The organism is Paenibacillus sp. 05T425 (assembly GCF_056396205.1).
Genome location: NZ_JBFTLA010000003.1, coordinates 56035 through 82911 on the forward strand (window position 1 = coordinate 56035; position 26877 = coordinate 82911).

The window sequence follows — 26877 nt, forward strand, 5'->3', positions numbered from 1 at the left end:
AAACGAGAGGGGATCCATGCATGAAAGCTAACAAGAGTATCGCTATTATGATGGTTTCGATGGTATTCGCTTTATTGGTTTCGGCTTGCGGAGGCAATGAGGATAACGGCAGCAACGGCAACAACGGTGCGGATGCAGCCAATACAGGCGGCAATGAAAGCGCGGCGACCGAGAAGCCTGCGGCGGAGAAAGTAAATCTGAAGTTTTGGGCGGCGCTAGACCCGAGCACGGATGAGGGAAAAGCGATTCAGTCGAAGGTGAAGGAATTCGACGATTCGCATGAAAACATCACCGTCGACCTTCAAGTCATTACGTATGACATCCTGCATGATAAGCTGGTTGCCTCCATCAATGCCGGCGATGCGCCGGATATTAGTTGGGGACTTGCCGAATGGTTCGGCGAATTCAACAACTTCGGCGCATTGGCGGACCTGACGCCTTACGTTGATCAATGGGCGGACAAAGGCAAAGTGTACGATAATGTGTGGGATGCGCTTAAAGTAAACGGCAAAGTGATGGCGTTACCTAACTACTTGGGCATTCGCGCGCTTCTGTATCATGAGCAGCTGCTCAAAGACGCAGGCTACGACGCGCCGCCGAAGACATGGGATGAGCTGATGGCTATGGGCCCGGTCGTGAAAGAAAAGACCGGCAAAGAAGCTTACGGCATTGCCGGTGCAGGCGTGCGCTCGCCGCAAGAGCTGATTATGTATCTTGCGCAAAACGACGTTCAGCTAGCGAAGAAAATGGATGACGGCAAATTCAAGAATACGTGGTTGGACAATGCGGATGAGCTGGCTAAAGCCGCCGAAGTGTTCAAGTTCTATCAAGATCTGCAAGCAAGTAAGACGATTACGGCCGATGCCAAAACATGGGGTTGGGAAGAAGAGGATCAAAACTTCGTTCTCGGTCAATACGCGATGGTCGTAAACGGTCCTTGGATCGAAGGCCGCAGCACTGAAAATCCTGAAGGCATGAAAGACGTGAAGGTAGCTGCGCCGCCATACAAAAACACGCCTGCGACATTCATGGAAATCGCGCCGCTTTACGTGTACAATTCCGATCACCTCGATGCAACGTGGGAATTTGCTCAATTCCTGATGAGCGCAGATTATCAAGCAACGGTTAACCCGTCGAAGGCTCCGCGCAGCGACGTTGTCAGTGAAACCGGTTGGGGCAAAGACTTTATGGCGCTTGCCGATCAAGGGATCGTTTTCCCGACCGTATCGCTTGGAGGTATTACGAAAGCGATGGAGGATGCGCTTGCCAGAGCGATGCTGAAAAACGATTCGCCAGAGACGGTAGCCCAGTGGCTGGCCGAAGCGATCAACAAAAGTCTTGAATCGACGAATGAGCTAAGCGGCAAATAGGAAACGGACAGAACCTCATAAGCGTATGACCGGGCAGGCTTCGCCTGCCCTTTCCATTCCAACAGAATGCGGTGAGAGACATGAGTAACCAGACTGAAATGCCCAAGGCTGCCCAAGCTCGGCAAGGAGCGGCACGCCAGACGAGAATGACACTTAGAGAGAGAAAGTTGAGGAAGGCAGCTTATTGGTTTATCCTTCCTGCCGCTTTGTTTTTTGTTCTGCTGAATGCCTATCCGTTATTAACGGTGTTGTGGGATAGTATTCATTTTAAAAACTTGCTGAATAAAACGTTAAGCGGGTTTTCAGGCTTAAGCAATTTCAAGGAAGCCGTTCAAAACGAATATTTCTTGAAGGCGCTATGGAATACCGTTGTGTGGACCGTACTCTCGGTCGCGGGCGAATATGCGATGGGGCTTATATCGGCTGTGGCGCTGAACCAGCAAGTGAAGGGACGAGCCCTATTCAGAGCGATTATTATTATTCCTTGGGTGGTTCCCATTGTTATCGCGGGGATGACTTGGACTTGGATGCTGACGCCGGATTACGGCATTATTAATTTGTGGTTGACGAAGCTCGGTATTATTGACCAGCCGTACTATTGGCTCGGCGAGCTCGATACCGCATTACTGACCGTTGTTTTCGTTAACGTATGGAGAAGCTTCCCTTTCTTCACCATCAGCCTGCTGGCAGGTCTTCAATCCGTGTCGCGCGATATGCTTGAGGCTGCTGCGATCGACGGTGCAGGCGTGCGTACCCGGTTTTTCCGAATCGTCATGCCTCAGCTGAAGACTGTATCGATTACCATTATTTTCATTCATGTCATTTGGACGGCAGTCAATTTCGATTTCATTTGGGTGATGACGGAGGGTGGTCCGCTGTATGCTTCAGAAACGCTGCCCATCATGATTTACCGTTATGCGATGGAATCCTACAATTTCGGAAATGCTTCCGCGTTGGCGTCTATGATGCTCGGATTTATGATCAGCGGGTTCATTCTATATTATATGTTCAGCCAAAGGAGAAATCGGACATAGTCAGGTCCGGATGGGAGTGATAGCAACGATGTTAATGAGCCGTCGAAAACAACGAATAATGACCGTGATAACCTATGTCGTTCTATTAGGTTTTGCATTTTATTGTTTGTTTCCTTTCCTATGGATGTTTGTAACATCCTTGAAGCCGGATACTGAAATAAGAACGTTGAATCCGAGCTTCTTTATTTCCAAGCCTACGTTGAAACATTTTGATAATGTATTGAACGGATCGGCCTTCATAACCTTCTTTAAAAATAGCGTGTTTATCGCAGTCGTAACGACAGCCGCATCCTTAATGATCTCCATATTCGCCGGTTACGCGTTAAGCCGCTTTATCCGATTTAAAGGGGTCAAAGTATTCAGCGTCGCCATGCTGCTGTCGCAGATGATTCCCGGCGTGCTGCTGCTCATTCCGCTTTATCTCGTGATGAAAAATTTGCATCTTATTGATTCCTATTGGTCGCTTATATTAGCGTATACGACGTTTACGGTTCCTCTGTGCACCTTCATGATGAAAGGATTCTTCGATACGATTCCTTATGAAATGGAGGAATCCGCGGAGATCGACGGATGCTCGCGGATCGGCATTATTTTCAGAATACTGCTTCCCGTATCGTTGCCAAGTTTGGTAGCTACTTCGCTGTTCGCCTTCTTGAATTCATGGAACGAGTTTATGTTCGGCTTTGTGTTCATTAATGACGAGGCACATCGTACGCTGACGCCCGGCGTCAGTTTATTCAAAGGATTGTATCAGACGGATTGGGGCAGCATGATGGCGGCATCCGTATTAAGCGTGCTCCCCGTAGTCATCATATTCGTATTTTTGCAGCGTTTCCTCATAGAAGGAATGACGGCTGGCGCGGTGAAAGGATAGGGCACGATGTCACCATTTCAACTCATAGTTTTGCCAATAATGTATCGTAACGCAGGCCTCGTGGCTTGCGTTTTTTTCATTGTCGGCTGCACATGAATTCCCCTTTAAATGAATACTGCCACTTGGAACAATGGCCGGTTGTCTATATAATGGGGTTCACAAAGCGTTATGTCCGGTCCTGCTGCCGATGCCTGCGGGATGGAGAGGGGGAAAACGGTGTTTTATTCGCTTCGCAACCGCTTGATCGCAATCTTCGTGCTGCTGTTTGTGCTCGCTTTCTGCACGATGTCCATCCTTATTTTCAACCAATCGCGTTCTATGATCCGCGACCATATCGAATCGTCCGCACTTGAGAAGATGGATGAATACGGCTCTTATATCAGCATGGTACAGACGCAGGTATACGACCTTGCATCCATCGTTTTCAATAGCGACACGACCAAGAACTGGGATGCCTTGATCTCCGATCCGGATGCCAGCTCCGGGGAAAAAAATTCCGCCCATTACCGCATGAGCCAATTTCTAACGCAAACAACCAACAGTTATAGCAGCGTTTCTTCGGTTACGGTATACCGCCGCGAAGGGATGTGGGTGAGCAGCGGCAACCAGGTCGTCTTCGATCAAACGCTCGTGGACAAGCCTTGGTATCAAGATTTCATTCATGACTACGAATATTGGGTGCCTGCCGGGCAGGATGCCGCCGAGCTGCGCAACAATAACCCGAATCCGGTTATCGGCATGCTGATGCCGATCGGTGCGTTCGAGCCCGGCAACGCGAAAAGCATCATGAAAGTGAACGTAACGGCCGATTACTTTCTCGATCCGTTGGAGAGAATCCATCTGGGTACGGGCGGCAGCATTTATTTGCTCGATCAAGACGGCCAGCCGATGCTGAGCCAGTCGGAGTATGTGGCGCATGCGAATATGAAGAAAGCCGTGGATGCCATCCGGACGGGAACCGGCAAGCAAGGCGTCGTGTACGTGAAGAGCGAACAAGGAGCCAAGGAGATTCTCGTGTACAAAAAGCTCGCCAAGACGAACTGGATGCTCATCGGGTTCGTATCCGAGAAGGATCTCTATGCGCCGCTAATGAAGCTTCGCAATACGATCTTCATTCTTGCGTTAGTGTTGATCGTTCTCTCGATCTTGCTTGCCACGTGGCTGTCGCACGGGATTACGAAACCGCTTTCCAGGCTCATTACCGCCATGCGCTACGTGGAGCGCGGCGACTTCGAAGTCGCCGAAAGCCGCGTGCCTCCGGCGAAGTTCATTCGCAACGAGATCGATTATGCCAGCTCGACGTTCAGGCAGATGGTCGTCAGGCTGAGGCGTCATATCAAAGACGAATTCGAGCTCAAGCTGCTGCGCCAGCAAGCGGAATACAAAACATTGCTCATGCAGATCAATCCGCATTTTCTATTCAATACGCTGGAGCTCATGAGCAGCCTTGCCATTCAGAAACGAACGGACGATACGGTGGAGGTCATCGAATCGCTTGGCAAAATGATGCGTTTCTCGCTTCGGATCAACGAGGATTTGATACGGCTGGACGAAGAGCTCAAGTATGTTCGCTATTATGTATCCATTTTGCGAATTCGGTTCGGACATAAACTGCACATCGAGATCGACGAGGAGGATGTCGGCCAACTCGTTATCATTAAGTTCATCCTGCAGCCGCTGATCGAAAATGCCGTGAAATACAGCTATTCAGGCGGCACCGAAGCTTATGTGCATATCGGAGTGAGACGCAGATTAGGCCGCGTCCATCTAACCGTATCCGACAGGGGCCCGGGTATCCCGGAAGCGCTGCGGCGCAAGCTGGTCGAACAATCGGCCAGCGCCCAGCTTGATTATATTTTGAATTCCAGCGGGGGACAGGTTGGACTTGGCAATGTGCTCGCGCGGTGCCGTCTCTATTACGGCTCGCTATTCGATGTACAGATCGAAGCTGGCCAGGACGGACGCGGTACGACGATTGAACTGATCTTGCCCGAACAGGAGGAGCAACGCCATGTATAAAGTATTGATCGTAGACGATGAACAGGAAATTCGCCAAGGTCTGCGTCTTAAGATTGATTGGCAAAGCCTTGGTTTCCAAATAGCCGGAGAGGCGTCGAACGGGAAAGAGGCGCTGGATTGTTTGGCTCATGAAGCGATTGATGTCGTTCTGACCGATATGAATATGCCCGCCATGGACGGCATGGCCTTTCTCGATGCGTGCCGTGAGCAATATCCAACGCTACGTACGATTGTTATTACCGGCTATGAAGACTTTCACTATGCAAAGTCGGCAGTACGCAACCATGCACGCGATTATTTGTTGAAGCCGGTGGCAAGGGATGAGCTGGCGAATGCCGTGACGAAAGTAAAGCAGGAGCTGGATAACGAGCGGCGCAGCCAGGATCAGGAATCGGTGACTCGTTGGCGCCTGTCGCAATATTACAAAGAAATGAAGGAGCATTACATCGTACAGCTCGTCAAAGAACAGCCGGAGCTGGACAGCTTCATGCGGCATCGCTCGCGATTATTCGAGCTCGATTCGTGGCATACGCGCGAGGTGCGGTTCATGGCGGCAGGCTTGCGGCCTATGCTGGCATCGGATGGAGAACAGGCGCGTACGCCCGACAAGTTTCGTTTGCCCTTTGATATTCTGTGCCGCGAGATCGCCGACCAGTTCGAAGGCCGTGTTCATGCCTTTCGGGAAGCGATGTACCCCGGCTTCATGTTTTTTGCCGTTGCGGCCGAGGATGGGGTGCTTGCTTCCATCTCGCAGGCGCTTCGGGATAACGTTGCGGCGTTTATGGATTTTGAAATCAAGCTTGGCGAAGGCCAGCCTGTGACGGGCTTCGAGAGCTGGAAGAGCGGATTCTTGTCTGCTCTCGCAGCTTGGAATATGCCCGATACGATCAAGCAGTTGGACGCCAAGTCAGCATCCGGCCAAAGCCTGCTATCGGAAAATACCGTAAAGCTCATTGAGAGGTATGTGGTTCGAGGAGAAATGGAGACGTTCAAGCGTGAGGTCGGACGGGAGCTAGAGGAAGCTTTCCGATCCTCGCAGCCGGCCTTTGTGAAGACGGTATTCCAGCTGTATCTCATGCTCGAGCCGATCGCCGGCGAAGCGGGGCTCTCTCTCGAAGCGGACGAGCAGCTATGGCTAAGACCCGACATGGTGCTAAGCTTGGACACGCCGGACAAGGCGCTTCGTTTCCTTAGCCGGATTGCCGACAAAGTCATTCGGCTATCGGCCGATGAATCGGGAGGCGAGGAAACCAGATTCATCGAGGCTGCGTGCCATTTTATCGAAGAAAATTATATGTACGACCTGAATTTGACGATGATTGCGGAGAAGTTCAATTACAACCCGTCTTATTTCTCGGAAATGTTCAAAAACAAAGTAGGGAAGACGTTCATCCAGTATTTGAACGAAACGCGCATGGCGCACGCCGTTCGCCTGCTGGAGGACACCGCTCTTGGGTTGTGGGACATTGCGGAGCTGACGGGTTTCTCCAATGCCAGCTACTTCAGTTCCAGGTTCAAGCGGATGTTCGGGACAAGTCCTTCGGAGTACCGGCAGCGAAAAACGGCATCTGTAAAAATCGATAGCGACATCCCGAATAAATAGCATTCATCGGCCTTCTTCCGTCGCCTATAATGGGCGTACAACAGGAAAGGAGGCCGCTTCCATGCGAGCTACGCGAAAAATAAAACCACAGCAGCATAACCTGACCGCTTACGGATTTTTATTGCCGTGGCTGATCGGTTTTTTCTGCCTTACGCTCGGTCCCATGTTAGGCTCGCTCTATTTGTCCCTAACGAAATACAACTTGCTTACCGCACCGAAGTGGGTCGGGTTGTCCAACTATGTGACGATTTTTACCGATGACCAAACGTTCACGAACTCCTTGTGGCTTACCTTCAAATACGTGTTTCTATCCGTGCCGCTCCGGCTCGCGTTCGCGCTGCTCGTGGCGATGGCGCTTAACAAAGGCATTAAGGCGCTGGGCATTTACCGCACCGTGTATTATGTGCCTTCGTTGCTTGGCGGCAGCGTTGCGATTGCGATCGTCTGGAGGCAGATCTTCGACGGCAGCGGACTGGTTAACCGTTTCCTGGGCTGGTTCGGCATCGAAGGACCTTCATGGATCTCGCATCCGGACTACATCGTCTATACGATCATTACATTATCGATATGGCAGTTCGGATCGGCGATGGTCATCTTTCTAGCCGGCCTGAAGCAAATTCCGGCCGATCTGTACGAGGCTGCTCAGGTAGACGGCGCCGGCAAAGCGCGAAGCTTCTTCCGCATTACGTTGCCGATGCTGACGCCGGTCATTTTCTTCAACCTGGTCATGAGCATCATCAATTCATTCCAGGCGTTCACGCCAGCCTTCGTAATCGGCGACGGACGAGGCGGACCTCTCGACGCAACGATGTTCTATACGCTGTACCTGTACATGAAAGGCTTCTCGTTCTTCGAGATGGGCTATGCTTCCGCGCTTGCATGGATCATGGTGCTTATCGTTGGGGGCTTCACGGCGATCGTATTTATGACGTCCAAATTTTGGGTATTCTATGGCGATAGCAAGGATGGGAGATGAAGCAGATGCAGATGAAAGCAATAGGACTCTCGAAACACATGCTGATCATCCTCTTTGGTATTGCCATGCTATACCCCGTGCTTTGGCTGATCAGCAGCTCCTTTAAGCCGAACGACATGATATTCACGCAAACCGGTCTGTGGCCGAAGGAATTTACGCTAGACAATTACCGCAATGGCTGGCAAGGTCTGCAGGACGTTTCATTCGGAACCTTTTTCGCGAACTCTTGGATGATTTCGGTGCTTAGCGTCCTTGGCAATGTCGTCACATGTTCTTTCGCGGCGTTTGCATTCGGGCGGTTGAGCTTTAAATTTCAGAAGGTATGGTTTGCGCTGATGCTCGTTACGATCATGCTGCCTTACCATGTCACGCTCATCCCGCAATACATTATTTATAACGAGCTGCATTGGATCAATACGTACTTTCCGCTCGTTCTGCCGAAGTGGCTGGCGCATGATTCATTCTTCATTCTCATGATGGTGCAGTTCATACGCGGCATTCCGAGAGAGCTTGACGAGAGCGCGACGATCGACGGCTGCAGCCAGCGCCAAATCTACTTCAAGATCATCATGCCGCTGCTTACGCCGGCGCTAATCTCCGCGGCCATCTTCACATTTATTTGGTCGTGGGACGATTTCTTCAGCCAAATGATTTATCTGAGCGACATTAAATTGTTTACGGTACAGCTCGGCATTCGTTCATTGTTCGATCCTTCCGGCCAATCCGACTGGGGTGCGCTGCTTGCGATGTCAACTTTGTCCCTCGTGCCGATTACGCTGATCTTCTTGATCTTCCAGCGGTACTTCATGGAGGGCATCGCGACGACCGGTTTGAAATAAATCGGCTATCGATCGTACGCAATCCGAAAAAAAGACAAGCGATGACCTAAAGAAATCAAATTCCAAGATGGACGCTTTGCGATTAACCTTAGTCATGTAAACGGATTCAACAAAAATCGGGAGGTTGGTTAGAATGAAGAGAAAGAGCGTATGGATCGGCATATTGGCTTTAATGATGGTTGCGCTAACCGCTTGCTCGGGCGGAACCGGAAGCCCGGGCGCTTCGAACTCCGGCAATACGAAGGATAACGGGACAGGAACTTCGACCGGCGGCGACGAGCAAGTCGAGCTTCGCGTCATGTGGTGGGGGGACCAGAAGCGGGCGGACATTACGAACCAAGCGCTTAAGCTGTTCGAAGACAAGCATCCGAATATTAAGATCGTCGGCGAGTTTTCTCCTTCTACCGGTTACTTCGACAAGCTGAACACGCAGCTGGCCTCGGGTACGGCGCCGGACGTTTTCTTCCTCGGCGGCAACGTCGTGGACTATGCGATTAAGGACGTGCTGCTGGATTTGACGCCGTACGTTGGGCAAGAGCTGGATTTGTCGGATATGGATCAGACGATGGTCCAATACGGTACGCTGAGCGATAAGCTCGTCCATATCTCTGCAGGGGCGAACGCGCGCGGCGTTATCGTGAACAAATCGATGTTCGAGCGTGCCGGCATTCCCGTTCCGCAGGACGGCTGGAACTGGGAAGAATATGCGGCGATCAGCAAACAAATTTCCGATAAACTCGGCAGCGGCTTCTATGGAACTTACAACTTGACCGTCGATGGCATGGATATCGGATTAAAGCAATCTGGTAAGCAGTTATATGATATGGCCAATAGCACATTGGGCTTCGAAGAGGCGGATGCGCTTAAATGGTTCCAGTATTGGGATGTTACTTCGAAAGCCGGCGGCGTTGTACCGGCTGAGCTGCAAGTGTCTAATCCGCCAGGAGATACGAGCAAATCATTGATCATTACAGGCAAAGTCGCGATGAGTCTCATTCCTTCCAACCAATTCGCCGCGCATCAAAGCTTGACCCAGGATGAACTCATTATGGTGCAGCTGCCTCGCGGCGACAAAGGTACCGGCGTCGTCTTCGAATCCAGCCAAGGCTTGTCGGGGTATGCGAAGACTAAGCATCCGAAAGAGGTAGCGCAGCTGATGAGCTTCTTCATTAACGATCCGGAAGTAGCGAAGATCCTCCGCAGCGACCGCGGCGTGCCCGTAACCGCAGCCAACCGCGCTTTGCTCGAAGGAGAAGCTAGCGATGCCGACAAAATCGTCTACGATTACACGAGCCGCGTATCCAAAGCAACGGAAACCGAGCCGTTCGCGGTCAGCTACAATCCTCCGGGGAACACGGAGTATTCGAAGCTCGCGGAATCGACCATGTACGAAATCGGTTTCGGCCGCAAGAGCGTGGAGGAAGCGGTCAAGTCGTTCTATAACGGTACGGTGAAAATTTTCAACAACAATCAGGAGTAACCGGTAAGACGGGCTGCCCATGCGGCAGCTCGTTTCGCTATGCATACGCGAAGGAGACGATCTAAGATGAGTGAATCGATGTTGCTGGACAAATTAAGGAGCTTGTCCGTTGATGAACGGATCGGCGAGCCGATCAAGGAATCCGATGGCAGCGTTATCGCGGAATGGAAGCGGGCAGGGGTGAAATTCGCGTCCTCGCAAGGCCGGCTTGAGCAGGTTTATTATGCCGCTTTGCGCTCGCTGCTTGCTTGCATCGTGCCGACGGGCGGAGAGAAGCCGATCTTGCACGAAGGCGGCATTTACCTCGGCTGTTGGCTGGAGAGCACCGGCACGATTAACGCCGAGCTGCTCTCGCGCTTCGTGCCTTCGGTATCCGAAGAGACGTATTTGTCGTTCGCCAAGCATCAAAGGGAGGATGGGATGCTTCCGTATAAAATAACGGAGCATGGCCCCTCCTATAGGCAAATCCAGCTCGTCACGCCGCTCGCCAGGTCCGTCTGGAACCACTATTCCCTGCAAGGCCGGGATAAGTCATTTCTGAAGACGATGTACGGGGCAATGACCCGATATGACGAATGGCTTGTGAGATATCGCGATACGTTCGGTACTGGCTGCGTGGAGGCTTTCAGCGCTTTTGATACCGGACATGATCTATCGCCCAGGTTCTGGCATGTGCCGGATACGCCGCATCTCGGCGATGCGACGCGGGTCAATCCGGACTCGCCGATCTTGCCGTTTCTAGCTCCCGATCTTACCGCCAACGTTTACTGCCAAAGGCTGTATTTGGCGCGGATGGCCGAGGAGCTGGGAGAGTCGGGCGAGGAATGGAGAGCGAAGGCGGAGCAATCGCTGGATAGCTTGTACCGGTATTGCTTCGATGAAACGGATCATTTCTTCTACGATAGAGACCAGAATGGACAGTTCGTGCGCGTGCAGTCCGATGTGCTTCTGCGAGTTATGGCATGCGAGGTCGGCGATCGGCCGTTTTTTGATTCGATGCTGCGTCGTTATTTGCTCAATACGCGCAAGTTTTTCGCTAAATATCCGTTTACGTCGCTGGCGATGGACGATCCACGGTTCGATCCTTTCTCCAGCTATAACAGCTGGGCGGGGCCATCCAATTTCCTTAGCCTGATTCGCGCGCCGCATGCATTCGAACATCATGGCCGCCACGTCGAGCTGACCTGGGTGCTGCAGTCGATCCTGTCGGCCGCAACCGGATTTACCCGTTTCGCGCAAGCCGTTAGTCCGTGGACGGGGGAAGAAGGCTTCACCGAAGCGTATTCGCCATCGATTCTATGCGTGCTTGATTATGTGGAGCGGCTATGCGGCATCATGCCTCGCCCAACAGGCGAGCTGTGGTTCACGGGTCTTCGTCCTTATGCGATGGATCATGGCGAAGAACCGACAGGCGATACCGCTTACAGCCGAACGGTGGCGGAGAACGTATTCGAGCTGATTAACGGGGAGGGCGAATCGGTTATCTACCGAAACGGCGAACGCTGGATCACATTCCCGAGCGGTATACGCGTCATTACCGATCGAAGCGGCAAGCTGCTTGGTCTAGTCGGCATGACTCCGAGGAAGGTCGAAGGGATGATCGAATGGGGCGGCTCGAATATCCCGTTCAGCGTTTCCGGCAATGAGCAAGTCGTTCTCGCGGGAAGCCGGTTCAGGGCGGAAGAGCCTGGAATTGGCATCGTTCCGCCTACTTACCGTTAATTCGCAAAGGGGAGCTTAAGATGACGCTGGAATGCAAGGATATTCAAATACGCGATCCATTCGTGCTGCCGATGCCGGTGGAAGGCAAATACTATCTGTTCGGGAGCACGGATAAAAATATATGGGGTGCAGGAACGGGCTTCGATGCCTATGTGAGCGAGGATTTGCTTTCTTGGGAAGGACCGCATCCGGTATTCCGTCCCGAGGAGGATTTCTTCTCGGATACGAACTTCTGGGCGCCGGAAGTGTACGCTTACGAAGGGCGGTACTATATGTTCGCCACGTTCCGCAGAAGGGACAACGCTCTGCTTGGCACCGCGGTGCTTGCGGCCGATCAGCCGCTCGGGCCGTTCATTCCCCATAGCGACGGGCCTCTGACCCCCGCTGACTGGAGCTCGCTCGACGGCAGCTTGTACGTGGATGAAGACGGCGTGCCGTGGATGGTCTTCTGCCATGAATGGCAGCAGGTGGGCGACGGCGAGGTTTGCGCGATACGGTTGAGCAGCGATCTTAGACGCGCGGCTTCGGAGCCAGTCTTGCTATTCCGCGCTTCGGAAGCTAAGTGGGCAACGCCTTACGTATCGCCCCGTTATCCGGACACAGCCAACTATGTGACGGACGGCCCTTATCTCTTCAGAGGCGAGGAAGGTCATCTCTATATGCTGTGGGCAAGCTTTATCGACAACCAGTACGCCTTGGGCGTGGCGCAATCGGAATCGGGCCAAGTGGCTGGTCCTTGGGTACAGCAGACGGAACCGTTGTTCAAGAGCGACGGCGGACACGGCATGGTGTTCCACGCTTTCGATGGCCGTCAAATGCTAACGATACACGCGCCGAACCGGACGCCAGACGAGCGGCCGATCTTCCTGGAGCTTCTCGAGCGAGAGGGTGTTGTGCGAGTAAAGAGTTCCGATTAATTGGAACAAAAAAACCGCAATTCATCATGAATTGCGGTTTTACTGCGTTTAATGGCCATACAGAGACAGCCCAGTGCACTCGCTATCTCTAATTAATTTGAACCAGCTGCCATTGCTGATTGAGATCGCCGCGGTACAGATTTTGCTGAATCTTCGCTCCATCGGCCGTGGAGGATCCGACAACCTCGACCGCTTTGTTGCTATTCACGTTCAGAATGCTCCAATAGCCGTTGCTCATTTTGATCAATCGGAACTGCTGCGCGGTATTGGAGAGATCCTGCATAAGTTGAATCGCTTCCCCGTTGTTTTTCGTTCCGTTACGAACATCCATGACCTTGTTATCGGAGGAACTAACGCTTCGCAATTCGTAATAGTTATTGTAGGTGCCTTGATCCGTAACGACCCAGCGCTGCGCGTTCGCATTATTATCCGTCCATTGTTGAAGTTGCAGCGCGCTCGTGTTCTGCCCGCCCGGAACCTCGAGTATTTTACCCGAAGCACGGTTGACGAGCTTGTAAGTCGCTCCATTCGTGACTCCGTTCCATATGCCATTCCAAGGATTAAACTGCGCGCGTTCATAGTACCATTCGAAAATAAAGCGGGCCATGCCATCTCTGGCCGTATTGCCATCATACATTAAACCGCCTGTCGGGTCTGCGAATGAGCTTCGCGTGCCGGGATCCAGCAAAAATCCGTTCATATGGACGGCAATGCTCACATTTCCCGCGGCCGTAAAGATCGCTTTGGTATTTTTGCCGAAGCCCGCATTCGAGCCGTTGAACAGATCCCAATAGGAGGAGTCTCCCGCCTGGGTCTTGAACCAGGTTGTCTCCGTAATATTGATTGGATAATTATCGGCGCATGGCTTGATATTGGTGTCCCATTGCTGCTGCAAAGTCGTGTAATTGTCATTGGCTCCGTAGCCCGGGTACCAATGGACCGAATAACCGACATTATTGAGCGGATCCGTCAGCGGGTATGCAGCGCACAGCTGATAGTATTGATCCCAACCAAGTCCGGACGCCCATATGACGTTATCCGCACCTTTGCCGCGAATCGTGGAGATCATGGAATTTTGGAAATTTTTGAGCGAGTTCCAGTACGCAACGAAGTTGGATTGGGATGGATGACCGCCCCAAACGCCGTTGACGTCGGATAGTACCGGCTCGTTAACGAGCTCGAACATCACGTTATCCGCGCTCTTTATGCCCGGCTGATCAGCGAGGTAACCCCAAATCTGATTGAACTTGGCGAGATTGTCCGGCGTTGTTGCTTGGTTGTTGCTTAAAGTGAAATCAAGGCCGAGCGTGACATACAAGCCTTTGGTCTTGGCGTAGTTGATATATGGAATGATAACGTTCTGAGTAACGGCCTGCAGTCCGGCAAAATTGTATGTGCCCGCCGCAACGTCGCCCATGTCTTCCCGGTCAATGAATAGACGTACTTGATTCATGTACCACCCGTGATTGTTGCCGTATTTGGCCGAGGTGCTCGTAAAGGTGTCGGTAATATCCTTCAAATACGCCAAGATGGCCGCATGCCGATTCCCGCCATTCTGATTCAGGTAGTAATTGCTGTTCTGGTACGTCCAGTAAGCGCCAGAGGGTTGATGCCACCCGCTCAGCAGCACGGGCTGTCCGCTGCTGTTCACCAACTGGTTGCCGCTTACATGGAGTTTGGACATCGGCATGCCGACCCACGCCTCTGCTTTCTTGCCGCTCAGCAGCATTGGCGATATCACTAGCGCCATAAGCAACAGAAGCTTTACTGCTAAGCTGACTTTCTTCTTGATCATTAATACTCATCTCCTTTTTTTTGTTTGGTATATGTAAATTCATGGTAGTACAACGGGAGGGCGAAGCGGATAGGAGAGATGGGGGGTTATAAGAATGAAATGTATGCGCTTGCAAAAACGAGTGTACTATTCGGGAGTTAACGTCGACAACCTGTCTAATTATGGCATTATGCCCCTTCTAACTCTATCTTTGGCGTACGAGTGAGAAGTATCCATTGACAGGTTGTTTGCTCAGTGTGGAAAGGTTTATACTTGTCGACAGTTAATCAAGTGTCATTAGGAAGGGGAACGAAAACACGATGAGTTCGATTGACCATGATTCGATTAGAAATGCCGCTCCGCTAGGGTTTGACCAGAACAAGGAAGACATTGCCCGAGGCAAAATAGAATCGATTGAATATTTCTCGACGACGGTAGGCTGCAAGCGCCAAGCGATGATTTACCTCCCTCCCGGTTATTCCGAAGATTTAAGCTATAACGTTCTTTATCTATTGCACGGCATCGGCGGCGACGAGTCGGAATGGTACAAACATGCGGGGCCGCAAGTGATCCTTGATAATTTGTATGCGGAACGCAAGCTTGCGCCCATGATTGTGGTATTGCCCAACGGTCGTGCCATGGCGAACGACCGGGCGGAAGGAAATCTATTCGACCCTAACAAATTAAAGGCGTTCGAAGATTTTGAACTTGATTTGCTGCATGATCTCATCCCTTATATAGAGTCCAACTATTCGGTTCAAGCAGGGCGAGAGAGTCGTGCTCTGGCCGGTTTATCGATGGGAGGAGGGCAATCTCTCAATATCGGATTAGCCAATCTGGATCGATTCGCCTGGCTTGGCGGGTTTTCTTCCGCTCCTAACACGAAGGAGCCCGAGCTGCTTGTCCCGAATCCGGAAGAAGCGTCGGCTAAGCTCAGTCTGCTCTGGCTGTCATGCGGGCTTCTGGACACTCTTAAGCATGTCAGCGATCGGACTCATGCTTATTTGGAGCTTAATAATGTGCCACATATTTGGTACGAGGAGAGCGGAGGGCATGATTGGCCGGTATGGAAAAACGATTTATACCATTTTTCACAGCTTATTTTTAGATAAACGCAAGCGACAATCTGAGCATCACTTATACGGGTGATGCTTTTATAATCTTTAAAAGTTACAAATCATTTCTAATTCCTCTATGGTTCGTGATCATTGGGAGTACTATCATTATCCATGTAGCGGCTGCCTCATGAATTCATTCTTTTGAAAGCGCTGCATAATTAGGGTGTGACCAATGGCTAAGGGGGAAATGGCATGTGGAAGCGTAAAACAATGCTGCTGTTCTGTAGTCTAATCTTGGTTCTTATGGCAGCATGCAGCAGTGGATCAAACGGAGGCAATAACGGCAACGATACCGGAAATCATGTTGAAGGCACAACGGCTCTAACGAATGCAACGGAAAGCGGAGGCGACGAGTCTACCGGAGAAGAGGAAGTTATCGGTACTCCCGAAATGGATTTCGATATGGGCGGACGTACGATCAAATGGGTATCCTGGTACGATGAGTCGATTAAAGAAGATAACCCGGACAATATCAAGATGAAAGAAAATTTGGATGCCTTAATGAAGAAGCATAATTTTAAAATGGAATATGTCGTAGTCGATTATGGCGAGTTTCAGCAAAAGGTATCGGCTTCCTTGTTAGCTGGAGAGCCGCTTGGCGATATTATCCGCGTAGCTAGACCATGGATGATTCCGGGACTGGTCAAGCAGGGCATGTTCACGCCGGTAGATGAGTTTACGAAAAACGAAAAAGTATTTATTCAGCAATATACGAATGAATATGCATTGTTCGAAGGAAGAGGCTATGGATTCAGGGCAGGCATCAACGGTGCTTCGCAAGGCGTTTTCTACAACCGCACGTTAATGAACCAACTGGGCATGAAGCCGTTGCAGCAATATGTGACCGAAGAAAATTGGAATTGGGACACTTTTATTCAAGTCGCGAAAGAAGCAAACAAGGATACGAATAATGACGGCAAACTCGATACGTGGGGGCTGGCCGGCGCTTCGATTCTTGTCCAAGCCCTGGCTGCGAACGAAGCGAATCTGGTAGCCGAGGATAAACAGAATCTCGAGGATCCGAAAACGCTGGAAGTATTGCATTTCTTGTCGCGGCTTGCAACCGAGAGCGTCGGAAGACCAACTGAAGGCGGAGATTGGACTGAACCGGGACAATTTTTCCGTCAAGGCAACACTCTGATGTTTGCAAGCGCCGATTATGAAATGGAGAATCTGAAGAAGGATATGCCGGACATCGACATCGGCTTCCTCCCATTCCCTAAAGGACCGAGCGCTACGCAATATCAATCTTTCAATACGATTCCGAACTATTTGACCATTCCTAGCGCAGTCGAGAATCCGGAACAGCTTGTCTACATTTACGAGAAGATTAACGATATTGAATCCATTTATGATTATCCGAAACAATCGAGATTCGAAACGTTGTTCAGCAACGAGGACGATCTCAATAATGCGAAGGTTGCCGGAGAGAGCATCAGAGTCGTCGAAGAAGTTAACGGATATCCAACGATGCCTTATTACGAATTCATAGGTGAAATACTGGAGGGCATCTCGGTATCGACCGTCGTCGAGAAATATAAAGAGCCGTTCCAGGCAGCTATAGATGAGGTTTGGCAAAAATAACCGTTAATAAGCAGTTCAGCAGTCCCTCTAATAGGCGAATATTAGGGGGACTGTATTTGATTTCAAAGCTTCTTAGCCGCTGATGGAGGATATCCTTTCATTTCCTTGAACACTTTGCTGAAATAGGATATATCGTGAAAGCCGCAGCGTTCGGCTGCTTCCGTCACCGTAAAGTCGCCTAAGGACAGCATGGCCTCGGCGTTGTTGATGCGGATGCGGTGCAAATATTTTTTATAGCTTGTACCTGTGTTATCTTTGAATATTTTCCCTATGTAGGCGGGGTGAAGGTTTAGCCTTTCCGCCCAATCGTTAATCGTGATGTCTTCCGAATAATGCTCGGCGATGAAGGTGGTTAATTTCTTTATCCGAGGATCCATTCCAGGTGACGATCGGCGATTAAAGTTACTAAGAAGCCGATGGAGAATAAGTTCGAACAATGCCCGAGCTTGAATCATATAAAAGGGTTGCTTGCTCATCCACACCTGGTTGAATTCACGAATGTAGCCTAGAATTTCTTTGGTAATCACATTTTTGGTTACGACTTCAAAAGGAAGACGGACATGATTATGGGGGTCTGCCCAAAAGAAATTAAAGGGATATGCTTTCATAGGACAACCCCAAAAGGTATTGGCTTCACGAATGCTGCCCTCCGGGACGTATATAAGATCACCCGCTTCGACAGCGAACTTCTCGCCGTTAATGTAGTAATCGGCCCTGCCGTCAACTACAAACGTGAGATCATGAAAGTCGATTGTCGTCTTCTGAATCTTCCAATCCGGATAACATCTGCGGTCTACAAACAGAAAAATATGGGGTACAAGGTGAAGGTGATATTCAAGCTCCTCCAAACGGCTTCGCCTCCTTTACCCATATCATAATGGCAAATGAAGCGTTTACAACCAGTCAAATGATAGGTATTTCTCATACGAAACAACAATTATCCATAAAAAAGCAACGTAAAGCTATAGGCTGGAAAATCGCGTTTATGATGTAATTTGAATAGGAAAACACAATTGCCAAGTACACTGATATGAGGGTGCTGTACCCTATCAGGTCTAGCGAAAGGATGAATATTCATAATGGACAATCATAAGCAATTGGGGTTGACGCCCGCCTTAGGGTGGAATTCATGGAACACATTCACTTGGGACATTAATGAGCAGTTGATTCGGGATGTTGCGGACATCTTCGTGTCGGAGGGATACAAGGATGCCGGCTACGAATATATTGTAATTGATGACTGTTGGAGCTTGAAGGAGCGGGATCAGAACGGAAACCTGGTAGTCGATCCTGTCAAATTTCCTAGCGGTATGAAGTCTCTTGCAGACTATATTCATGCCAAAGGACTAAAGTTCGGCATGTATTCATGTGTTGGCACTCACACATGCGCAGGATATCCAGGCAGCTTTGAACATGAATTTCAAGATGCCCAGTTGTTTGCGGAGTGGGGCGTTGATTATTTGAAATACGATTACTGCTTCAAGCCGCGCCATATTTCGGGAGAATTACTGTATAAGCGAATGAGTATCGCTCTGAGAAACTGCGGGAGGGACATCTTATTCTCCGCTTGCAATTGGGGGGAAGATCATGTATACCAGTGGATCCGCGAATCGGGCGCTCATATGTATCGATCGACCGGGGATATACAGGATCATTGGGATTCAATAAAAAATCTGACGATATCGCAGTTGGATAAACAATGTTATACAGGTTCCTATTGTCACAACGATATGGACATGCTGGTTGTCGGTATGTATGGCGGCAGCAATAACGATTTTATTGGCAGCAAGATTGGGGGCTGCAGCGATACGGAGTACAAAACGCATTTTTCGTTATGGAGCATGATGGGTTCTCCGCTTATGATCGGCTGTGACATCCGCAATGCAACTCCGGCAACAAAGGATATCTTGATGAACCAGGATCTCATCGCAATCAATCAAGATAGAGAAGGCCGCGGTGCTTACCGCATTAAACCAGAGCCGCAATGGTTCCACACGAACGATGTCTTTATGCTGGTGAAAGTGTTATCCGACGGCGATCTGGCCATTGGCTTTTTCAACCTGAGCGATAGTCAGAGAGAATTATCGCTGCAGTTCTGGGATATCGGGCTCCCCTATGCTGCCGGATATTCGTTGTCTCTGTATGACTGTTGGGAGCATAAGGAACTAGGTGTATATAAAGAACGATACGCTCCTGTGGTGCCGGCGCATGATTGTTTAGTTGTACGAGCAAAGCTGGTAAAGTAAATGTTCAACAACAGAATGTGCAGAACATGCCAGATCCCTCTAATGGCAGACGACGTGGCCATCTACTTGAAGCTTGTCTCTAGAACGGCACAGGATTTTTTATGTATCGATTGCCTTGGCCAAAAGCTAAAATGTGGACGCGAGCCTATAGTCAAATTGATTAAATACTATAGAGAATCAGGGAATTGTATACTGTTTCGTTAAATATCCGTGCAAGCAGCCTCAAGCGACGTCATGTATTCCGAAGGAGGAAATGACGTTGCTTTTTTGAACACTTTCGAGAAATACAGCGGGTCACTGTATCCTACGGAGCAGGCGATAGATTTAATAGACAAGTTGGAGAACTTCAATAGTTCGCAAGCACGCTGGATTCTACAGGTTGTGAGATAGTTGGACACCGACATGCCGGTAGCATCTTTGAACAGGCGGAACAGGTAGCTTCTCTCTATATTTACGACATTCACAATATCCGTGACCGTAATTGTCGGTTTCCAATAGTTATTCATAATATATTCTTTCGCTATTTCTACATAATCGTTCTGACGAATGTTCGCTTCTTTTGGGTAATATTCCATGTAGTAAGATAGCAGCAGACGAAGCTTGGCATCAGAACGTATTTTATCGTATGGCTTTGCATGGGGATTCCCAATAATATGAAAATAAGGCTCCAGATTGTCGGGAGATTCGGAGACAACTGGTTTTTCTGGTTCAAGACCGGCCAAGGCTACTAGCCGCTGCGCTTCATCGCCTTTGAACTCGATCCAAACATACTCCCAAGGGTCGTGCTTATCCGGATAATAATAGACTTCCGTGTGTGGAAAAATAATAAAACTCTCGCCCGCCTTTAATGGAAAAGCAGTGTCTCTCGTCTCCAAAATTCCTTTTCCGCTTACAATATAATGCAAAGCGTAAATATCGCGTACACCCGGTCCCCACTTATGCAGATTTGGAGGTTTATAACCATTGCAGTTACAAATCAAATAATTACTTATAGTTGAATGATAGAATGGAGTTGATTTCATAGGCTTTACCCATATCCTTTCATTTTGATAGAAGGAGCTATAGATTAACTTATCTTAGTGCAAAACCGGCCACGCCAAAAACCCGTCAAAGCATAGTTGTTCACGATGAAATAACGAAAGAAATGGAGAGATGTTTCGATGGCTATGATGCAAATCAGCTTTTTTTCGGAATGCATGAAGAGGGAGGTAACGTTTAATGCACTGTTGCCGCTCGATCAGCCTATTTTTTCTGGGCAAGAAGACGCGGCCTGTATGCCTCTTAAGGCGCTCTATCTGCTTCACGGCTATTGCGGCAGCCATACGGACTGGATCAGCTTTTCGCGTATTCGAGAGCTATCTGACCGGCATCGCATTGCGGTATTTATGCCCGCAGGTGAAAACCGGTTTTATTTGGACGACGAAGAAAGTGAAATGAGGTTTGGCGAATATGTCGGACGAGAGCTTGTGGAATTTACGAGGCGAACATTTCCCATCTCGCAAGAACGCTCTGACACAATCATAGGAGGTTTTTCTATGGGCGGATATGGGGCCATTCGCAATGGACTCCATTACGCGGACCGCTTCGGCCGGATCATCGCCTTATCATCGGCAATTCTGCCGTACAAAATCGCGAATATTCAGCCAGGTTATCATAACGGCATAGCGGGTTACGGATATTACAGAAGTGTATTCGGCGACCTCAACTCCCTGCTTGGCAGCGATAAGGATCCCGAGGAGCTAGTTCGTCGGTTGAAGCAAGGTAATGGGAACATGCCTCATATTTATATGGCTTGCGGCTCTGAAGATTTTCTGCTCGATGTCAATCAACGATTCCATCAATATTTGAATGACGAAGGGATCGAACATACTTATAAGGAAACCGCGGGCGCTCATACCTGGGACTTCTGGAACGATCGGATTGGAGAAGCGCTGGAATGGGCGTTGGAAGACCGAAGCTCTAAATAATGCAGCATTATCAGAATGACGAGGGCCATTCAAACACGCCAATACACGGCGTGTTTTTTTGTATGCGGTCGGCAATCAGATTCTATTTTACACAAGCTCTTATCTTAACTCGAAGTAAATATTAGATAACATTATCAATAATTGCACCTTGATTTTTTTGCTGCTAATCAGGGAGAATGATAATTATGCATAAATATTGCGTTGCTGGGAAATGGGGTTGTAATCGTGCCGAAGCGAATAGGGAACAAGGCTGCAATCATGCTTGCCGTAGTAATGTTTGTGCAGACGATTGCGGCATGCGAGCATCAGCGCCCGACTGAGGAACCGGATAAGAGAGGCACGGAAGAAGCGATCTATTCGGATCCGGGGTTAACCAAATACAATCCTCCGATCGAGATTTCGCTCGTTCGGAATGTAAATGAAGATTTCAGCGACTTGATCAGCAATTTTCCGGGAGAGACTCTCGAGGATAATCGATGGAGCCGGCTTTACGAGGATGTGCTGGGCATTCGGGTAAAATACGAATGGACGGCCAAAGACGATCTCTATCATCAGAAGTTAGGCTCGGCATTGGCATCGGGCAACATTCCCGATATCGTAAGAGTGAATGCGCAGCAGCTGCGGCAGCTCGCGAACGAAGGTTTAATTCAGGATTTGACCGACGTGTATGAACAGTATGCGGCGCCGTTCACCAAGGACGTGCTAAGTCAGGAAGGAACCGGACCGTTCGAAGCGGCAACGATAGACGGAAAGCTGATGGCCATTCCTGAAACATCGGCATCGATTGAGGCTGCCCAATTTTTGTGGATACGAACCGATTGGCTGGATCGGCTTAAGCTTAAGCCTCCGAAGACGATGAACGACCTGCTCGCGATTTCGAAAGCGTTTACAGAGAACGATCCTGACGGCAACGGCAAGGATGATACGTACGGGCTGGCACTGACGCAATATTTATGGGATCCCGTCATGGGTGCGTTGGACTTTATGGCCGGTTACGGCGCATATCCGAATATTTGGCTCGAGGACGATACCGGCAAGCTCGTGAATGGAGCCGTACAGCCTGAAGTGAAGCAAGCGCTAACCGTGCTTCAAGGCATGTACCATAGCGGTCAGATCGATCCGGAATTCGGCTTGAAGGACGGCCGCAAAGAAAAGGCGCTGATCGCGGAAGGTAAGATAGGCATCATGTACGGGGAGCAATGGGGCTCCTTCACCGTTCAATCAAGTTATGAGAAAGACTCAGCTGCGGACTGGCAGCCGTATCCGATCGTGTCGGCTACGGGGGAGCCTGCCAAGGTACCGCTCCGATTTGCGACTAATCAATTTTTGGCTGTCAAGAAGGGCGTTCAGCATCCCGAAGCGATCGTGAAGATGATTAATTTGCATCTGGAGAAAAATTGGGGTGTTACGGCGGAATATGAAACGTACTATAGCACCCCATACCCGGCGTGGCAGCTATCGCCTGTTACTCCGGCTCCTTTACTCAAAAATTACGAGGCGTTTCTGCAATTAGAGGAGTTCCGGGCGACGGAAGACGAAGCCGTTCTCCATGATGAAGCCAAAGCGATTCAGAAAAACATCAATGCTTATCTCACGAGAAACGATATAACAGGATGGGGCTGGGAACGTACCTATGGTCCGCAGGGAGCGTTCTCGATATTCAGACAATATGAAAAAAACAATCAACTGTTGTTCGAGAGCTTCGTAGGCGTTCCGACGGAAGCGATCATCGAGAAGCAATCGATCTTGGACGAGTTGAAAAACAAAACGTTCATGAACATTATTCTCGGACGGCCAATCGAGGAATTCGACCTTTTCGTCGAGGAGTGGCATCGGTTAGGCGGGACGGAGATGACGACCGAGGTTAACGAATGGTACGCGGAGAAGGGCCGAAAGACGCAGTAAGCGCGAGGCTTCGATCGCCTACCTCACCTATTCGCTCCGCGGACAAAGCTGCTTGCGAGGAGTTGTATAAGATTGCTCAAGATACCTGTCAATTCCATGCGCCACGCCTTGTTTCTTAGGCTTGTCATCATGCATCTCGTTGTCATTCTACCCATTATTATATTAGGCGTTTATTTGTATAATTGGAGCTATACCAACGCGAGCCAAGACATTTCAAGGAACACCTTGGCGCAGTTGTCCTCTTATCTCGATGACATGAACCGTGAGGTTGAATGGCTGGAGGTCCAGCAGTTCGATATGCTGCAAGAGGGAGAGCTTACGAAGGTCGCGGTAACGTGGGAGATGATGGACAGCGTCGAAAAGAAGGAGAGCATGGACTATTTGGTTCATCGGCTAACTTCCATTAGGAACAGCAGCGCGTATATGAAGGATATATACGTTCATATCCCCTCGATTGGCAAAACGTTATCGTTCGGCAATGCCGTTCACGATCTGGAACAAGGAAGGTATGACCAAATTCGGGCTTTGTCGGAACGAAGCGGAGCCAAACGTTTGATTAGGCAGGGCGATTCGCTTCATCTTAGCGCCTCCAAGTACGGCGGGAAGAAGGGAGAAGAGCCGCTCTTCATCGTTCAGATCGAGCTTGATACGGCAAAGCTGAAGGAATCGCTGAACCAATTGAGCGTGTATCCCGAAAGCGGCTCTTTTCTTATCGCTGAAGAGGCGAATTTCACCCTGCTCGGCAGCGATAAATCACCTCATATTTTGAACGAATATTTGAAAGCGCAGCGACTTTCGGAGGAAAGTTCCTTGCTATTGAAAGCAGATGGACGATCCTACCATATCGACAAAGCGGAATCATCCGAATTGGGCCTTGCGGTAGTGACCTATTTGCCGGAGGAGACGGTGAAGAGGCCACTGAACAAGTTTAATAAATGGGCTTGGCTGTTTACGGCAACCTCGATTCTTGCGATCGTTGTCTATTCTCTCTCGACTTACCGTCTCGTTCATCGGCCGCTGCTGCTGCTTGTTCAGAGCTTCCGCAGAATGGAAGGCGGGACGCTTGATATCCAGATCGAACACGAGAACAAAGACGAATTCGGTTATTTGTACGATCGATTCAATCAGATGCTGAACAAATTGCAACTGCTGATTGACCAGGATTTCAAGCAGAAGCTCATGATGCAGAAGGCCGAGCTGAAGCAGCTTCAGTCTCAGATTAACCCGCATTTCCTATATAACAGCTTTTTCATACTTAATTCACTAGCCAAGACGGGCGATACGGATCGTATCGAGCTGTTCACCAATATGCTCGGCGAATATTTCAGGTTCATTACGCGCAACGGTGAAGACAATGTGTACTTATCCGAAGAAATCAAGCATGCCAGGATGTATACGGAGATCCAGAAGCTTCGGTTCTCCAGGCGTATCAGCGTGCAATTCGACGAACTTCCGAAGGAAATGGAGCGAATTCGCGTACCAAGGCTTATTGTTCAACCGATCATCGAGAATGCATACGAGCATAGCCTAGAGAAAATGTCGGAGGAAGGTTTTCTTCGCGTTTCGTTCGAGAGGCATGAGTCGGATTGGCTGATCGTTGTCGAGGACAACGGAAGTCAGATTGACGATGCAATGATCCAAGCGTTGAACGACCAAATGACGAACAACGGCGAAGCGCATGAAATGACGGGCATCATTAATATTCATCGCCGAATTATGTTGACTTACGGAGAAGGCAGCGGTTTATTTTTGTCCAGAAGCAAGTTGAACGGCTTGCGAGTCGAAATACGGATCAATCCAAAGGAGGCGGATGGAGATGCACCGATTGCTGATCGTCGATGACGAGGAAATTATTACAGACGGCCTCTACGAAGTGTTAAGCAATCTCATGCCGGATCAATTGGATGTTTGCAAAGCATATTCGGCTAAGGAAGCGCTCGCTTGGATGGCGCGTACGCGCATCGATATCGTCATGACCGATATCGCGATGCCGGGCAAAAACGGTCTGGAATTGTCGGAAGAAATATTGACGTATTGGCCGAGATGCAAAGTTATTTTTCTTACCGGTCATAGCGAATTTGACTATGCGTATAGAGCTTTCCAGATGCCTGATGTCCGTTATTTGCTGAAGACGGAAGGCTATGCGAAAGTGACGGAGGCCGTACGGGGCGCATTGCTCGACATTCAGCGCAGCAATCTCGAGAGCACGCTGCTGGAGCAGTCGCGCGAGCAGAAGTACGCTTACGAATTCATGGCGCAAGGGGATTACATGAGGCAACTGCTGCAAGAAAGCGACGCTCTTTGCGCAGAGCAAGCGCGAGTCATCGAGGAATTCGGCCATCTGAATATTGGCTTGGATCCGACGAATCCGGTTATGCTTGTACTTGCTCGATTGTCTTACCCTCCCAGGATGACGTATACGGAGAGAAGCAAGCTCCTTGTATCAGCAAGAACGGTATGGGATTCCTATCTGAAGGACCACGCCGATAGCATCGGAATCGTCGATAGGCATGGAGACCTGATGTGGTTTATTCAGCCGTCCAAAGAGTCAAGCGGAATCCATGGTGGTGACTTTATCCGCTATATGGAAGGTGTGCTCGAGCTTATCCAGGAAGCTTGCCTAACGTCGCTCGGATTAGAGATTACATTGACTATAAGCGGCGCAAGCTGCGATTGGATAACGGTCACCCACCAATATGAAAGGCTGCGCCAGCTGCAGCAGTTGAAGATCGGCGACGGCATTTCCATGATATTGCGGGATCGCGACGAGAATATGAACGGCTTCGGCGGCAAGGAAACATTCGTGCCGGGCCGCAAGGCGGAGATTATGGCAGCGCATTTGGAAGCGGGCCGGGCGGACGAATTTTATGCGGATTGGGATCAGTTGGCGATGGCAGCGTTGCAATATAACGAGCATGCGCAGCGATCGATTGAAGCGTACTATTCCGTTGCCCTGATGCTGTATTCTTGCTTAAACCGTCTGGGTCTGCAAAATCGCCTCGACGACCACTCGAAGCTGATGCGGCTCGATTGCCATGCCTCCATGAAGGATGGATTTGTTTATTTGAAGCAAACGGCGGATGCGATCTTCCGCTACAAGCAGAGCGACGATCGGGATAGAACATCGCAAGTGATCGACCGGATCTGCCAGTATATCGACGAGCACTTAAGCGATGATTTATCCTTGGTGCGACTGGCGGAAATTCATTACTTCAATCCTTCCTATCTATCGCGTTTCTTCAAGCAGGAACGAGGCATTAATCTATCCGAATATATCGATACTTGCCGGGCCAGAAAGGCGAAGGAGCTTTTGCGCGACAACGATCTGAAGGTCAGGGAGGTCGCCGTGTCAGTCGGGTATGAAGCGGCTCATTCGTTCACGCGGTTCTTCAAGAAGGTAACGGGAATGACGCCCCAGGAGTATCGTGATTCTCTGACTACCAGCTAAT

Annotated in this window: 20 protein-coding genes; 17 read left to right on the plus strand and 3 right to left on the minus strand. The window is 49.8% G+C overall.

Annotated features, from left to right (window positions below; translation table 11 throughout):
* The first annotated feature begins 20 nt into the window (after window positions 1–20).
* The 10 genes from AC1DF0_RS07125 (at window position 21) to AC1DF0_RS07170 (ending at window position 12834) form a co-directional block, all read left to right on the plus strand.
* A complete protein-coding gene (locus tag AC1DF0_RS07125; protein WP_442049976.1) occupies window positions 21–1370 on the plus strand; it encodes an ABC transporter substrate-binding protein in 1350 nt (449 codons plus the stop codon).
* 80 nt (window positions 1371–1450) lie between these two features.
* Window positions 1451–2404 (plus strand): carbohydrate ABC transporter permease, encoded by a 954-nt coding sequence (locus AC1DF0_RS07130; protein ID WP_442049975.1) that lies wholly within the window; start codon window positions 1451–1453, stop codon window positions 2402–2404.
* 139 nt (window positions 2405–2543) lie between these two features.
* Window positions 2544–3278 carry an ABC transporter permease subunit gene (locus AC1DF0_RS07135; protein ID WP_475820130.1) on the plus strand — a complete coding sequence of 245 codons (735 nt, stop codon included), beginning with the start codon at window positions 2544–2546 and terminating at the stop codon, window positions 3276–3278.
* A 168-nt stretch (window positions 3279–3446) separates the two neighbouring features.
* Entirely contained in the window at window positions 3447–5297 is a 1851-nt protein-coding gene (locus AC1DF0_RS07140) for a cache domain-containing sensor histidine kinase (protein WP_477573506.1), read from the plus strand.
* Window positions 5290–6900 (plus strand): response regulator transcription factor, encoded by a 1611-nt coding sequence (locus tag AC1DF0_RS07145; RefSeq protein WP_477573507.1) that lies wholly within the window; start codon window positions 5290–5292, stop codon window positions 6898–6900. Before AC1DF0_RS07140 ends, AC1DF0_RS07145 begins: the two co-directional genes overlap by 8 nt.
* 61 nt (window positions 6901–6961) lie before the next feature.
* Complete coding sequence (locus AC1DF0_RS07150; RefSeq protein ID WP_337102647.1) at window positions 6962–7876, plus strand: carbohydrate ABC transporter permease; 915 nt, start codon at window positions 6962–6964, stop codon at window positions 7874–7876.
* 5 nt (window positions 7877–7881) lie between these two features.
* Window positions 7882–8715: an ABC transporter permease subunit gene (locus tag AC1DF0_RS07155; protein WP_475820133.1), complete on the plus strand. Its 834-nt coding sequence runs from the start codon at window positions 7882–7884 to the stop codon at window positions 8713–8715.
* 133 nt (window positions 8716–8848) lie between these two features.
* Window positions 8849–10195 carry an ABC transporter substrate-binding protein gene (locus tag AC1DF0_RS07160; protein ID WP_442049970.1) on the plus strand — a complete coding sequence of 449 codons (1347 nt, stop codon included), beginning with the start codon at window positions 8849–8851 and terminating at the stop codon, window positions 10193–10195.
* 66 nt (window positions 10196–10261) lie between these two features.
* Complete coding sequence (locus AC1DF0_RS07165) at window positions 10262–11917, plus strand: MGH1-like glycoside hydrolase domain-containing protein (RefSeq protein ID WP_477573508.1); 1656 nt, start codon at window positions 10262–10264, stop codon at window positions 11915–11917.
* Between the two features lie 20 nt (window positions 11918–11937).
* Window positions 11938–12834 carry a glycoside hydrolase family 43 protein gene (locus tag AC1DF0_RS07170; protein WP_477573509.1) on the plus strand — a complete coding sequence of 299 codons (897 nt, stop codon included), beginning with the start codon at window positions 11938–11940 and terminating at the stop codon, window positions 12832–12834.
* A gap of 88 nt (window positions 12835–12922) precedes the next feature.
* On the opposite strand, the gene AC1DF0_RS07175 is transcribed toward AC1DF0_RS07170, so the two are convergent.
* Window positions 12923–14629, minus strand: coding sequence for an RICIN domain-containing protein (locus AC1DF0_RS07175; RefSeq protein ID WP_442049967.1), 1707 nt, complete (start codon window positions 14627–14629; stop codon window positions 12923–12925).
* Window positions 14630–14928: 299 nt separating this feature from the next.
* Here AC1DF0_RS07175 and AC1DF0_RS07180 point away from each other — a divergent pair, with 299 nt between their 5' ends.
* Window positions 14929–15720 carry an alpha/beta hydrolase gene (locus AC1DF0_RS07180; RefSeq protein WP_477573510.1) on the plus strand — a complete coding sequence of 264 codons (792 nt, stop codon included), beginning with the start codon at window positions 14929–14931 and terminating at the stop codon, window positions 15718–15720.
* Window positions 15721–15918: 198 nt separating this feature from the next.
* Window positions 15919–17310 (plus strand): ABC transporter substrate-binding protein, encoded by a 1392-nt coding sequence (locus tag AC1DF0_RS07185; RefSeq protein ID WP_477573511.1) that lies wholly within the window; start codon window positions 15919–15921, stop codon window positions 17308–17310.
* Between the two features lie 62 nt (window positions 17311–17372).
* Here AC1DF0_RS07185 and AC1DF0_RS07190 read toward each other — a convergent pair whose 3' ends face one another.
* Window positions 17373–18158: a helix-turn-helix transcriptional regulator gene (locus tag AC1DF0_RS07190; RefSeq protein ID WP_477573512.1), complete on the minus strand. Its 786-nt coding sequence runs from the start codon at window positions 18156–18158 to the stop codon at window positions 17373–17375.
* A gap of 231 nt (window positions 18159–18389) precedes the next feature.
* Here AC1DF0_RS07190 and AC1DF0_RS07195 point away from each other — a divergent pair, with 231 nt between their 5' ends.
* Window positions 18390–19556 carry a glycoside hydrolase family 27 protein gene (locus AC1DF0_RS07195; RefSeq protein ID WP_477573513.1) on the plus strand — a complete coding sequence of 389 codons (1167 nt, stop codon included), beginning with the start codon at window positions 18390–18392 and terminating at the stop codon, window positions 19554–19556.
* A gap of 200 nt (window positions 19557–19756) precedes the next feature.
* Here AC1DF0_RS07195 and AC1DF0_RS07200 read toward each other — a convergent pair whose 3' ends face one another.
* The gene (locus AC1DF0_RS07200; protein WP_477573514.1) at window positions 19757–20578 is read right to left on the minus strand and encodes an AraC family transcriptional regulator; all 822 of its coding nucleotides are present in this window, start codon (window positions 20576–20578) and stop codon (window positions 19757–19759) included.
* A gap of 138 nt (window positions 20579–20716) precedes the next feature.
* On the opposite strand from AC1DF0_RS07200, the gene AC1DF0_RS07205 reads away from it, so the two are divergent.
* From AC1DF0_RS07205 to AC1DF0_RS07220, 4 genes are all read left to right on the plus strand, one after another.
* The gene (locus AC1DF0_RS07205; protein WP_477573515.1) at window positions 20717–21523 is read left to right on the plus strand and encodes an alpha/beta hydrolase; all 807 of its coding nucleotides are present in this window, start codon (window positions 20717–20719) and stop codon (window positions 21521–21523) included.
* Between the two features lie 258 nt (window positions 21524–21781).
* Window positions 21782–23428, plus strand: coding sequence for an extracellular solute-binding protein (locus AC1DF0_RS07210; RefSeq protein WP_477573713.1), 1647 nt, complete (start codon window positions 21782–21784; stop codon window positions 23426–23428).
* 72 nt (window positions 23429–23500) lie between these two features.
* Window positions 23501–25270 carry a sensor histidine kinase gene (locus AC1DF0_RS07215; RefSeq protein ID WP_477573516.1) on the plus strand — a complete coding sequence of 590 codons (1770 nt, stop codon included), beginning with the start codon at window positions 23501–23503 and terminating at the stop codon, window positions 25268–25270.
* A complete protein-coding gene (locus AC1DF0_RS07220) occupies window positions 25245–26876 on the plus strand; it encodes a response regulator transcription factor (RefSeq protein ID WP_477573517.1) in 1632 nt (543 codons plus the stop codon). Before AC1DF0_RS07215 ends, AC1DF0_RS07220 begins: the two co-directional genes overlap by 26 nt.
* The last annotated feature ends 1 nt before the right edge of the window (window position 26877 follow it).